Origin of the sequence: Micromonospora sp. NPDC049645 (assembly GCF_040675155.1) — a bacterium.
In the GTDB taxonomy this organism is placed as follows: Bacteria; Actinomycetota; Actinomycetes; order Mycobacteriales; family Micromonosporaceae; genus Micromonospora.
Map to the genome: position 1 here is coordinate 548,871 of NZ_JBFAOI010000001.1, position 12,416 is coordinate 561,286.

Consider the following 12,416-nt stretch of genomic DNA (forward strand, 5'->3'; position numbering starts at 1 on the left):
TGATCGCCCGACCCGAGGGTGCGACCGGTGGGTCGGCCCGGACCGATCGCCCGTGGGGCACCCGCCCCGGACCCGACCGGGGTCGCCGGGTGCGGCCCTCCGGTGGTGATCGCCGGCACCGTGCCTCCTCGACCAGTGGGACCGTGTCGGGCGGCCGGCCGTCCTCCGACGGCCCGTCACGCGCCGCGACGTGGCTGCGGCACATCGTAAGCGACCGATGGCTGTCCCGGTTGTCCACAGGAGAGCCACAGGGGGTAGCAGAACCGCTACGAGGTCGCTACCGTCAGCCACGAAGTCCGTCGCTGACCCGTGTCTCAGTGCTCGACGACGGGCCAAGCGACGACGCGTCCGACGGGTTGGGCGCGTCGACAGCCAGGTGCGATCGGAGAGACGAGGTGACGTCCGGGTGTCTCAGACCAAGGCAGAAGCCGCGGTGATGCAACAGACCGCCGCGAAGTTCGAACAGGTGGACCAGTCGTTGCAGTCCATGCTGACCGGCCTGCTGGCCGAGTTGGAGGTGTTGCAGCAGGCCTGGCGCGGCGCCGGTGGGCGGTCGTTCGAGCAGGTCAAGCAGCAGTGGTCACAGGACCAGGCGGCGCTGCACCGGGCCCTGCGGGAGACCGCCGGTGCGATCCGCACCGCCGGTCGGCAGTACGACGTGTCCGACGACGAGGCGGCCAGCCGGGTGGCCGGCACCAACCGCGGCGGCATCCAACTGCCGCTCTGATCCCGCTGGGGAGGGAATCCGATGGACCATGGTGTGCTGGTCGTCAACTTCGCCGCGCTTCAGCAGGCCGGCGCGGACATTCAAAAGGCGTTGAACACCCTCGACACGCAACTCGGTCAACTCGAACGCGACGCCGCGCCGCTGGTGGCGAGCTGGACGGGCGAGGCCCGGCAGGCGTACGAGCAGCGGCAGGCGCGGTGGCGCTCGGCCTCCCAGGACCTCCAGGGGATGCTGCGGGACATCAGGCTGGCGGTGAACGACTCCGCCACCGACTACCTGGACACCGAAAAGAAGAACACCGGGCTGTTCCAGTGAGCGATGTGGGCCGGGAGCGCTGACCGTGTCCGGGCCAGCGCCCCGGCCGCAGCCGACCCGGGGCCGTGGCCGGGCGAGGTCAGATCTGGTCGGCCGGGCGCCAGCGTCGGCGGGCACCCCGCGGCACCACCAGGGCGAGCAGCGCCACGGTGAGCGCCGTCATGCCGACCACCGCCCCGACCAGCAGGGCTCGGTCCCGGGCGGTGTCCCGGCGGGCCTGCCGGGCGAGCTGCGCCGGGTCGGCCCGGTCGTCGGCGAGCGCGGCGACCGGCCGCGAGCCGCCGGTACGGCCGCCGCTGGTCTCGGTGACCGCCCGGTAGGGGTTCAGCACGCCGGCGCCGTACCCGCCTCCGCGGCCCGAGCCCGGAGCCGGATCGGCGGTGGCGATGATCCGTTCCGCCACCTGGGCGGCGGTCAGCTCGGGGCGGTACTCCCGGAGCAACGCGGCGGTGGCCGCCACGAAGGGTGCCGCGTAACTGGTGCCCTCGACGCGATGATGGCCCGCGCCGGGTGCGGCGGTCAGCACCTCGCTGCCCGGCGCGACCAAATCGACGTACGGGCCGGTCTGCGAGAAGGCCGCCCGCCCACCGTCCGCCCCGATCGCCCCCACGCCGAGCACCCCGTCATAGCCGGCGGGGAACGGTCGGGGGTCACCGCTGTCGTGCAGGTTGCCGGCGGCGGCCACCAGCACCACGTCCCGGTCGACCGCGTACCGCACGGCGGAACGGACCTCCGGGTCGTCCGCGTACAGCACCACGGACAGGTTCACCACGTCGGCGTCGTGGTCGACGGCCCACCGGATGGCCCGGGCGAACTCGTCGGCGCTGACCGTACGCCCCGACTCCCGCCCCTGCACCACCTGCTGCTCACTCACCCGCACCGGCAGGATCCGGGCGCCCGGCGCGAGGCCCCGGAAGGCGACGTCGCGGCGGGGCGCCGCCGCGATGATGCTCGCCACACCGGTGCCGTGCCCGGCGCAGTCCCGACCGCCGTCCCCGCCGAGGTCGAGCAGGTCAGCGCCGGCCAACACCCGCCCGGCCAGTTGCGGATGCATCCGGTCGACGCCGGAGTCGACCACCGCGACGGTCACCCCGACGCCGGTGGCCAGCGGCGCGAGCCGTGCGGGGTCGTACCGTCGCTGCGGCCAGGGCTCGGCCGAGACCGGCCGGACGGGGGCGAGTGGGGTGGTGCAGGCCGGCGCCGCCCGGAGCCCGGCGGTGGCGGCGACGGTCGGCAGGGCCGGTACGGTCAACAGGCTGACGGCCAGACCGGCGAGGACCGGGCGCGTGATCGATCGGGACATCGACACCCTCCGTATCGTGTCGGCTCCGGGACGCGATGTTATCGCCTCGTCCGCGCCCCGACAGACCGCCGCCGGCCAGCCATTGTGATCTTGGTACCACCTTGTAGGTTGTACGCGATACCTGTGGCCTGTTCTCGGAAGGGGAGGTGGCCGTGACCGCATGGGAGCCGGCCACGGAGGCCGAGGTGGCGATGCGCGACGCGCTACGCGCCAACGACCAGGAGCTCTACTTCCGGCTCCTGTCCCGCACCGACGTGTTGCTGCCGGTCTCCGCGCCGACGCAGCCCGGCCAACCACCCGCCGGCTGGGGCACCTGGACCACCGGCGGCCGGACCCACGTCCTGGCCTTCACCTCCGCCGCCGCGCTACGTGCCTGCCTCGGCGATCACGCCGGCAGCAACCGACGGGTCCCCTTCGCCGATCTCGCGGCCAGCTGGCCCAACCCGGAGTGGTGGCTCGCGGTCAACCCGGGTCTACCGGTCGAGGGCTACCTGCCGGCCTGGTTCGTGTCCCAGCTGTCGCGAGGTGACGTACGGCTGCCGGGCCGTGCCATGGGCGCCCGCGCCCGCCTGGAGCGGGCGGAGACGTTGGCCCGTACCCGGCCGGGCATGCCCCATCGGGACGCCGCGCCGGCCGCTGGATCGCCCCCGGCGGCGGCAGCCGCCCCGTCCGGTCCCGAGACCGCTCCGCTGGCACCCCGGAGGCCCACCCGCGGTGCGCCGCCGCGGGTGGGTGCCCCCGCGGCCCCGGGCCCGGCGCCGCGGCCACCCGTGCCCGGTGAGTCGTCGCGCCGATCCGGCGAGGAGAGCCTGCCCGCCGCAGGTCAGCGGCACCCGTCCGAGCTTCCCCGGCCCGCGTCCGGCACCGACGCCCTGCCCCGCACCGGCCGACCGTCCCGGTTCACTCCGCTGGGAGCCACCGGCCCCGCCGCCGATCAGCCGGGGCCGGGCATGGGCTGGCCGGCACCGACCCGGCCCGGCGACGGCGACGCCCCCGCAGCGGGTAACGGCAACGCCGGCCCACAGGCGGCCCCCCGGCGCTCCTTCTTCGACCCCAGCCCCGCCCGGGACCCGGCCGCGAGCGGGGGGCGTTCCGGCGATCGCGCGGCCCCGCCGACCCGGTTCGGGCGAGGCAGTCAACCCTTTCCCCGGCGTCGGCCCGCCGATGCCCCGGCCGACGAGACCGCGACGCGCGCCTTTCCGATGACCGATCCGGAGGCGACCCGGCCGCTGCGTCGGCCGGCGGACGGCCTCGGTGCCCCCCGCGGAGCAGGCGCGCCGTCATCCGACGAGGAAATCACCCAGCCCCTGCCTCCGCGCCGGCACAATCCGTTGGCCGAGGAGCCCACCCGTGCGTTCCGGCTGGCCGGTGAGCCTCCGCTGGCCGGGGCGCCCGGTCGGTCCGGTCCCTCGGCGGAGGAGACCCAGGCGATCCCGCAGGACCGGCCGGGCCGGTTCGAGCCGGTGGAGGATCTTCCGGTATCCGTCGCGGAACCGGTCTCCGGCCCGCCCGCGCCGCGCCGTGGCTTCACGCCCATCGTCATCGAGGGCACCATCATCGAGTCCCGCGACCTCACCGACCCGATCGAGAGCAGCGCGCCGGTCGACGCGTTCCCAGGGTCCAGCTCCGCCGAGGCCGCCCCGCCGTTGTTCGGCCCGGCGTCCTCCGGTCCCGGCCTGTTCGGGCCGTCGTCCTTCAGCCCCAGCCCTTCCGGTCCCGCGTCGTTCACTCCCGGTCCGCCGGTCGCGCACCCCACGGCTCCCACCGAGACCGACCGTGCCGGCCTGGGTGGGGTGCGGGCCGACGACCGCGCCGACGCCCCGGTCGGTGGCGGGAGCCGGGTCGCGGCCGACGAGCAGCGCCCACCGGCCGACGAACCGGCGCCGATCGAGTTCGACCCGGCCAACACGGTCGAGGAGGACCTGCTCAGCGCCGCCGGTTCCGGCAGCACCGACACGTTCCTGTCCACCCTGCTGCTGGCCCGGGTGCTGCTGCCGGCGGCACCGGAGTCGGTGCCGGGCAGCCGCCCGGGGGACCCCGGCTTCGTCTGGCGTACGGGGCAGCTCGACGGCGAAACGTACGTGGTGGTCTACACGTCGCCGGAGCGCCTCGCCGACCATGTCGACGGCGACGTGGACACGGTCCGGGTGAAGTTCGCCCAGCTGATCCGGCGTTGGCCGGACGAGGACTGGTCGTTCGCCGTCAACCCGGGCACACCGGTCGGCGCCAAGTTGCCCGGCGAGCAGATCGTCGCGTTGGCCAACTGGGCCGCCGAGGTGGGGCTCGGGGACGACCTGGAGGTGGACCAGGAGGAAGCACCGGCCGTGGCGGAGCCCACCACCCGCCCCCGGTACGCTCCCGCGGCGGTCGACCCGACCCGACCGACGGTCATGCAGAAGGCGATCGCGCCCAGTCAGCTGGCGTACTACCTGGATCGTGGCTACGACCGGGTCTCCGGCTTCGTGCACCGGGCCGGTGAGCTGTCGCACCTGACCACACCGGCTCAGCTGCACGGCGCGCTCGGCCTCAGCTATCCCGGCTCGCCGTTCGCGCCGGACGCCGAGGAGATCTACGTGTTGCGCTGGCCGGCGCACCGGCCGAGCCTCTACCGGATCCCGTACGGCGGTCAGAACGAGCCGGCGATGCGGGCCATGGAGGGTTGGGTCATCGAACGCCCGCCGTTCCGGGGCAACGGTTTCGCCCCGGGCGAGAGCAGCGACGTGGTGGCCGAGTTCAAAGTGGACAGCGCCCGCCTTCCGCACGGCGCCCAACTGTGGCGGATCGGCGCGGACGGCACCGAGCGGGTGGTGGCAGAGCTGGACACCGACGAGGTCGTCTGGCGACGGGTCGGTGAGGCGTGATGCGCGACGGCTACGTGGCCCGTTGGCGGGGCAGGGAATACCAGGCCAGCCCGGACGGCGACGACATCCGCCTCTACCAGCCCGAGCCGGGCGAGGGCTTCGAGGAGGTCCGCGCGGGCCGCTACGTCCGGGTGCTGCCGGCGAGCGAGATCGAGGATCTGGCGTACGTGCGGACCACCTGCACCTGGAAGGGGCAGCCGTTCATCGTGCTCGGTGAGCACGACGCGTGGCTGCGGGTGGAATACACCGGCGGTCGCTGGCCGGTGGCCGAAGCGATGCGGCTGGAGGTCTTCGACTTCGGCGTCTACCAGGGTTGGGCGCCGGCCGCCGAGGTCACCGACCTGCGGGAGCAGCGGGTCTGACCGGTCAGGTCTTGGCCCACCGCAGGATCTCGCCGAGCACCAGCTCCGGTGCCTCCAGGTGCGGGAAGTGCCCGACCTCGTCGAGCAGCCGCCACTCGTACGGGGCGACGACGTACCGGCCGGAGCCCAACGCCGTCCGGGGCAGGGAGGCGGCGTCAAGCGCGCCGTGCAGTTGCAGGGTCGGGGTGGACAGCGGCTTCTGCATCAGGCGGACGAACCGGTAGCCGTGCAGCCGCAGCACCGACCGGAACGCCCAGCGGTAGCCTTCCAGCGCGCAGAACGCCGCCTGCGGGATGCACATCGCCTCCCGGCACCGCTCGGCGTACGCCTCGAAGTCCGCCCCGGCCACCCACTGTGGGCCGCCCCAGCGGCGCAGGATCTCCCCGATCGCCGCCGCGCCGTCGCGGGTCAGCACGTGCTCGTAGCGGGGTAGCTGGAACTTCAACGCCGGAGTGGAGGCGGTGAACTGCCCGCGCGGGTCGGCGAAGATGGCCGCGCGCAGACGTAGTGGGTGCGGTGCTCCCAGCACCACCAGTCGGCGTACCAGCGATGGGTGGAACGAGGCCACCGTCCAGGCCACCATGCCACCGAGGCCGCTGCCGACGATGGTCGCGGATCGTTCCCCGAGTGCGCGGATCAACCCGGCGATGTCGGCGGCGAGGGTGTAGCCGTCGTACCCCCGGGGTGGTTTGTCGCTGGCGCCGTAGCCGCGCAGGTCGACGGCGACCGCCCGGAAGCCGGCGTCGGCGACCGCCGGCACCATCTGGTGCCAGGCCCACCAGTGCTCGGGAAAACCGTGCAGGAAGAGCACCATCGGCCCGGTGCCGGCCTCGACGACGTGGAACCGACTGCCGTTTGCGCCGACGAAACGGTGCGTCCACGGCCCCTCGGTGAGGACACGGGACTCGTCGACGGCTCCGCCGCGCTGGTCGGTCATGGCAGACAGCCTAGGACCCGGTTGCCGCCGACGACCCCGGTGGTCTTCGTGAACAGGGGAAAGCCCCGGGTTGCCCCGGACCGGGATGAGGGGAGCGGGCTCGACAAAGGGCGACGCCCGGGCAGATGACCTGCCCGGGCGTCGCTGGTTGGTGCGGGATCAGTGGTCAGCTGACCCGGATCTTCATCGAGGTGCCGTCCTGCTCCAGAACCTTGATCTTGACACCGCTCGCGGGGAGCTTGACGCCGTGGTTCGGCAGCTCCTCGTAGAAGTACTTCTGGGTGTCGTCGAACAGCGGCTCAGCGGCCTGGCCACGGATGTACTGCGGCTGGCTGTTGAGGTGCAGGGTGAACGAGTCGGCCTTGTTCAGGCTGAACGGTGCGTCGTACATCTGGATGCGGGCCCGCCACGGCGCCCCGGTGAGGTTGTAGATCGGGCGCGGGTGCGCGTCGATGTACAGGTTGCGACCCTCACCCGGGTGGGCACCCGTGTCGTTGTCCGACCAGCGGGTGTTCCAGTACGAGATGAGCAGGCCCTCCTGGTACGCGTAGTGGTCCACCCAGTCCGGGCGGGTGTTCGCGTAGCCGAAGAAGTACGGGCCGGTCTTCAGGTACTTGTCGTACGAGACGTACGACCGGTTGCCGGCGATGTAGTAGTTGTCGAACAGCCGGGTGTAGGTCGCACCGACCACCTGGAACTTCTCCAGGGCCCAGCCGGCGTCGGTCTCGGCGCCGTCACTGAACACGGTCTGGCCGTCGGCGGTCACGGTGATCGCGTCACCGAAGAAGCCGCCCTCGGAGACGCCACCGTCGGTGACGTAGTGCAGGCGGACCTGCGCCACCTTGCCGGCGACCGAGGTCAGCGGGATGTTGATGTCCGCCCAGGCGCCGTTGCTGCTGCCGTCGAGGGCCGGGCGGCCGGCGCCGTCGACGCCGATCGGCTTGCCGTTGACCGTGCCGTCCAGGTCGGCCCAGGTCTGACCGCCGTCCGTCGACGCCTCGAAGTAGAGGTAGTCGTAGGTCTCCTCGATGCTGTACTTGCCCTTGAGCGACAGCGCCGCCGTGGACTTGCCGGTGAGGTCGAACGTCCTCGTCATCTTGCTGTCGAGGTCGTCCTCGTTACCGGAGAAGTACTGCTTGGCGCCCGCGAACGGCGCGCCGTAGTTGAACGTGTACTCCCGCTGCGGCAGCACCACCACGGCGGCCTGTGCCTTGTCGGAGTTGTACTCCTGCGGGCCGAGTTCCAGCGAGCGCTTCTGCCCGGCCACGATCACCTCGTAGTCGAGCCAGCCGAGCTGGAGCTTGTTCCACGCGCCGAGGTCACCGCCCCGGTCGCCGATGCCGATGTCGTTCTTGGCACCGAGCCGGCTCTGGGCCATCAGGGTCCAGTGCTCGTTGTTGTTGTCCGTCGATCCGTAGTCGTCCGGCAGGCCCAGGTCGTGGCCGTACTCGTGGTAGAAGACGCTGCGGCCACCGTTTTCCGGCTGGATCGTGTAGTCGCGGATCCAGACGCCGGTGTTGCCGATCTGGGTGCCGCCGATCGGGAAGTTCGGCGGGCCGACGGGCGAGCTGTTGAACGCCGACCAACGGTGGCTCCAGATCGCGTCCTCACCCTGCTGCGGGTCACCGTCGGCCTGGTCGCCGCCGGAGTGGACGATCTGGAAGTGGTCGATGTAGCCGTCCGACTCGTTGAAGTCGCCGTCACCGTCGTAGTCGAAGCGGTCCCACTGGTCGAAGGACTTCATCTCGGTGGCGATCTGCGCGTCCGTCCGGCCCTTGGCCTTCTGGTCGGCGACCCACTGGGTGGCGGCGTCGGCGATCAGGTTCCAGGTGTTCGGGCAGACGTTGTCGCCGCAGACGGCGGGGTCGCCGGTCGGGTCATCGTCGGCCTTCGGGTCGTCGGAGCGACCGTAGCGGGCCTCGTTGTACTTGACCTTGACCCAGTCGGTCACCTCACCATCGACGGTGTAGCGACCCGAGGACTGCGCCTCGTAGTACTGCTTGAGCGACTCGTCGCCCGGGTTGGTGCCGAAGTAGAGCTGGCGGAAGTGCTCCGGGCTGAAGTCCGGCTGCCAGATGGTGGAGTTGTCCACGGCCCGGTTGGGCTCGGGGATCTTGTTGTGCAGCGGACCGTCGAACGTCGCCGGTCCGGCGATGTCCGAGTTCATGTCCTTGTCCGGGAAGGACGGGTGCCGCTCGTCCCCGAACTCGGCCAGGATCACGAAGATCTTGTCGGTCCGCTCGCGCTTGAGCTCGACGTACTGGTCCTTCGTCGCCTGAGCGCCGGCAGCGGAGCGCGCCTTGGCGTTGGTGGCCGTCTTGCCGACCTGGCCGACCTTGACGACAGTGCTGCCGTTGCGCTCGATCGGCTTGCTGCGCCCGCTCAGCACGTCGGCGAGACCCTGCTCACGCAGCTCGCGGCGCTTGTCCTCGAGCTTGTCGGGCAGCTCGTCCTTCAGTGCCTGCGGTTCGGCAGCGGCCGGTGCTGCTGCCGGCAGTTTGGGCTGAGGCGCCGCCGAGGCGGACGGGCCGAAAGCCAGGCCTGTCGCCGTCAGTGAGAGCCCGAGCAGACCCACTGCGACTTTGCGCACGTGGTACCTCCGGTGTGAGGGAACCGGCCCAACGGGGGTACGGGCCGGTGGGAGATCGATCCCACGAGTGGGACCAATGGTGAACATAGACACTGGCGGGACGGGTGGGAAGACGATCGCGTCGATTTGTTGCAAGATTTTGTTGGGAACGCTTTCCACCGTCACACACCAGGGCTTCATCAGCCACGCCGAACACCGTCGGCCGAGCGACGCCGTTTGTAACGACAAATATCGATCAATTAGTTCGGTTTACGACAGTGGGGCCGGAGGCGTCTCCGCCACCGGCCCACCGTCAGTTGTTGGTGCCTGAAACCGTTACTTCTTCGCCGGGGTGACGAAGATCGTGGCGGACGAGTTGTCGCCGGCCGCCTTCTTGATGGTGAGCGAGACGCCGTAGTTCACGCCCTGGTCGCCGGGGTTGCCGGTGCCCAGCACGATCGCGCCACCGCCCAGGGTCACGCCGTAGAACTCCGGCGCCGGACTGCCGTCCGGGTGGGTGACCCGGGTGGTGTACGGCGCGTTGTTACGCGACGGCAGCACCACCGACGCGTCGTTGTCCCGCGCGTAGGCAGCACCGTCGCGCATCTCGATGCCCGGGTAGTAGCCCTTGGCATCGGTGAACGCCTTCACCGGCGGCAGCCCCTTGAACTTCGTGCAGTAGGCGCTGTACGGCTCGTCCGCCGCCTCCAGGCACTCGGTGAACGGGTACGTCCGGTTCAGCGTGAACGCCGCGTTCGACGACTGCGGGCGGCTGGGCAGGTTGTCCGTCACCGACGGGTCCTTCACGGCCGCCTCGCCGGTGCGGCGCAGCGGGTCGAAGTGCGAGTCGACGATGAGCAACCCGCCCTTCGCGCCGTAGCTGGGCAGCGAGGTCATCTGCCCGGTGACGTGGTTGACGTCGCCGAGCGCGGTGTCCCGGTACCAGACCAGCATGCCCGGCGCGTTGTAGGAGATCCGGTCGACCTTCCACGCGTCGTGCGAGTAGATGGTGTCGTACGCGTACTTCAGGCCCTTGTCGAAGCCGTCGAAGTTACGCCACTCCGCCAGGTAGTACTGGGCGTGCACCTCGGTGCCGCTGGAGATCTCCCAGCCCGCGCCGGTGGTGTCGACGAAGGTGCCGCCGGTGGCCGTCCAGCCGTTGGCGCCGCCCTCCACGTCGTCACTCCAGGTGGTGGCGCCGCCGCCGGTGACCGAGAAGTCGTCGACGAACCAGTTCCGCTCCTCGAACGCCTCGTCGGTGGCCAGGCGCAGCCGCACCTGAACCGTCGTCCCGGCGTACGCCGACAGGTCGACGTAGTCGTGCCGCCAGCCGTCGGTGCTGCCGGTCAGGCCGTACTTCTTGCCGCCGAAGTCGTTCATCCGGCCGTTCGGGTCCGGGTAGCCGTCCGGCGTGGTGACCACCGTGCCGCCCTCGTCGTACACCTTCTGCTCGGTCCAGGTCGTACCGCCGTCGGTGGAGAGCTCGACGAAGCCGTAGTCCCAGTCCTCCTCGATGATGTAGTTGTTCCACATCCAGAACTTCGAGTCGGCCGCCGCCGGCACGTCGACCGAGCGGCTCAACTTGACGTCGGCCCACTCCTGGTCGTTGTTGCTGTGCCACATCTTCGTGCCGCTGTGCGGCGTGGCCAGCGTCGTCACCTTGTCCGGCAGGTCGACCTTGATGCCGTCCTCGGAGTCGATCGGGGTACGCGACGTCTGGCCGAGCTTCACCTCGCGGGGGTTCGACCCGGGGCGGATGGTCAGCGGGTCGGCCCAGCCGAGCACCCACTTGTCCCAGATGCCCATGTGGGTCGGCAGCGCCTGGAAGATCTCACCCGAGTGCGAACCCGAGGCCATCAGGTCCCAGAAGTCCACGTCGGAGTCGGCGTTGCCGGACGTGTCGTAGAGGTCCGGCAGGCCCAGGTCGTGACCGAACTCGTGGGCGAAGACACCGACACCGGCGTCCTCCGGCTGCACGATGTAGTTCGACGCCTTCAGGTTGGTGCCCGGGATCGTGTAGCCACCGGCGACCGTGGAGGAGTGCGCCCACACGGCGTACACACCCTCGGCGCCGCCACCACGGGACTTGCCCTGACCGGCGTGCACCAGCACGAGGTGGTCGATCACGCCGTCCGGCTCGAAGACGTTGCCGTCACCGTCGCGGTCGGCCTGGTCCTCGATGTCGTAGTCGGCCCACGGGAAGTTCGGGTCCTTGGCGACGAGCGCGTCGATCGCGTCGGTCGCCAGCCGGCCCGCGCCGGCCGGGTTGTCCGGGTGGCCGTTCATCGACTGCTCACGGCCGGGCACCCACGCGCCGGTCTCGTCCTGGAAGCAGCGGTTGGCCGCGTACCAGCCCTCCGAGTGCGGCACGGTGATCCACGGGCTGGCCTGCCCGTCCACCGTGTACGCGTTCTTGGACATCTCCAGGTACATGTTGTGCATGGTGCGACCGGACAGGTCGATGCCCTTCTTGCCGTCCGGGCCCTTCAGGTCCGTGCGGACCCGCTCGGTGATGCCGTTCTTGCTGTAGAGCATCTTGTTGTAGTGCTGCGGCGAGAAGTCCGGCACCCACATCGAGTTGTTGTCCTCGTGGGGCAGGCGCGCCGGGTCCGGGATCTTGTTGTGCTTCGGGCCGTTCTGGACGGTGCCGGGGACGCAGGTGCGGTCCTCGAACACCGTCTTGGGGACCATCACGCCGGTGAAGTCGTCGTTGGCCTTGTCGTTGAACTCGACCAGCAGCGTCAGCAGCTTCGCCGTCTGGGTGGTCGGGGCCTTCTTGAACTTGCGCGGGTTCTGACCCGTCTTCAGCGACTTGGCCTCGTCCTTGGCCAGTTGCCGTGCGGTCACCGGGTTGCCCCGGGCGTGCTTGCGGTCGAACGCACGCGCGGACTCCGCGGCAGGGGTGTAGATGCCACCCTTGCCCTTCACCTCACGGCCGGTGGTGTCCGGCTGCACCTCGGGCTCGGCGTAGTTGATGTAGTGCTCGTCCGCGCCGATCACCGCCTGCGGGGTGCCGGACCGCGACTGGGCTGCCGCACTGCCACTCACGGTCAGTGACGTGGCCGCGAGGGCGATGACGGGCAGCGCGACGAGTAGTCGTCGCCGCGCCCTGGACTGCGGTTTGTGGTTCATGCCGCTCCGTTTCTCGGGCATGGGGAGGAGGACGTTGGCGTGGCCGACCATCGAAGCGATGTGTGTCGAACTCTTCCAACTTGCGTGAACCTAAAGCACAACCGGCCGAAAGGACAGAGGTGATCTACGCCTGTGCCCGTTCAGCTTCTCCCGACTCCCCCGACCGACCGATGTGACACCGGCGGCGCGGCGCAAACCGCACCCGTAAGA

8 protein-coding genes are annotated in these 12,416 nt (G+C 70.8%); 4 read left to right on the forward strand and 4 right to left on the reverse strand.

The features are described 5' to 3' along the window. The first annotated feature begins 406 nt into the window (after positions 1-406). Positions 407-727: a WXG100 family type VII secretion target gene (locus AB0J33_RS02660; protein WP_203149468.1), complete on the forward strand. Its 321-nt coding sequence runs from the start codon at positions 407-409 to the stop codon at positions 725-727. Between the two features lie 21 nt (positions 728-748). Next, entirely contained in the window at positions 749-1,042 is a 294-nt protein-coding gene (locus AB0J33_RS02665) for a WXG100 family type VII secretion target (protein ID WP_030486284.1), read from the forward strand. Between the two features lie 79 nt (positions 1,043-1,121). On the opposite strand, the gene mycP is transcribed toward AB0J33_RS02665, so the two are convergent. Continuing rightward, complete coding sequence (gene mycP, locus AB0J33_RS02670) at positions 1,122-2,345, reverse strand: type VII secretion-associated serine protease mycosin (protein WP_363609092.1); 1,224 nt, start codon at positions 2,343-2,345, stop codon at positions 1,122-1,124. Positions 2,346-2,497: 152 nt separating this feature from the next. Here mycP and AB0J33_RS02675 point away from each other — a divergent pair, with 152 nt between their 5' ends. Both AB0J33_RS02675 and AB0J33_RS02680 read left to right on the forward strand, forming a co-directional pair. Further along, positions 2,498-5,206 (forward strand): SseB family protein, encoded by a 2,709-nt coding sequence (locus AB0J33_RS02675; protein WP_363609094.1) that lies wholly within the window; start codon positions 2,498-2,500, stop codon positions 5,204-5,206. Beyond that, the gene (locus AB0J33_RS02680) at positions 5,203-5,568 is read left to right on the forward strand and encodes a hypothetical protein (protein WP_357645956.1); all 366 of its coding nucleotides are present in this window, start codon (positions 5,203-5,205) and stop codon (positions 5,566-5,568) included. Before AB0J33_RS02675 ends, AB0J33_RS02680 begins: the two co-directional genes overlap by 4 nt. 4 nt (positions 5,569-5,572) lie before the next feature. On the opposite strand, the gene AB0J33_RS02685 is transcribed toward AB0J33_RS02680, so the two are convergent. From AB0J33_RS02685 to AB0J33_RS02695, 3 genes are all read right to left on the reverse strand, one after another. Continuing rightward, the gene (locus AB0J33_RS02685; RefSeq protein WP_363609097.1) at positions 5,573-6,505 is read right to left on the reverse strand and encodes an alpha/beta hydrolase; all 933 of its coding nucleotides are present in this window, start codon (positions 6,503-6,505) and stop codon (positions 5,573-5,575) included. A gap of 166 nt (positions 6,506-6,671) precedes the next feature. Continuing rightward, positions 6,672-9,080 (reverse strand): immune inhibitor A domain-containing protein, encoded by a 2,409-nt coding sequence (locus AB0J33_RS02690; protein ID WP_363610194.1) that lies wholly within the window; start codon positions 9,078-9,080, stop codon positions 6,672-6,674. A gap of 330 nt (positions 9,081-9,410) precedes the next feature. Further along, positions 9,411-12,206, reverse strand: a complete 2,796-nt coding sequence (locus tag AB0J33_RS02695; protein WP_363609099.1) for an immune inhibitor A domain-containing protein — start codon at positions 12,204-12,206, stop codon at positions 9,411-9,413. Between the last annotated feature and the right edge of the window lie 210 nt (positions 12,207-12,416).

Bases quoted from the DNA above. Each gene is read 5' to 3' on its own strand.
- AB0J33_RS02665 (WP_030486284.1), top strand. From the start codon at position 749: ATGGACCATGGTGTGCTGGTCGTCAACTTCGCCGCGCTTCAGCAGGCC.
- mycP (WP_363609092.1), bottom strand. From the start codon at position 2,345: ATGTCCCGATCGATCACGCGCCCGGTCCTCGCCGGTCTGGCCGTCAGC.
- AB0J33_RS02695 (WP_363609099.1), bottom strand. From the start codon at position 12,206: ATGAACCACAAACCGCAGTCCAGGGCGCGGCGACGACTACTCGTCGCG.
- AB0J33_RS02685 (WP_363609097.1), bottom strand. From the start codon at position 6,505: ATGACCGACCAGCGCGGCGGAGCCGTCGACGAGTCCCGTGTCCTCACC.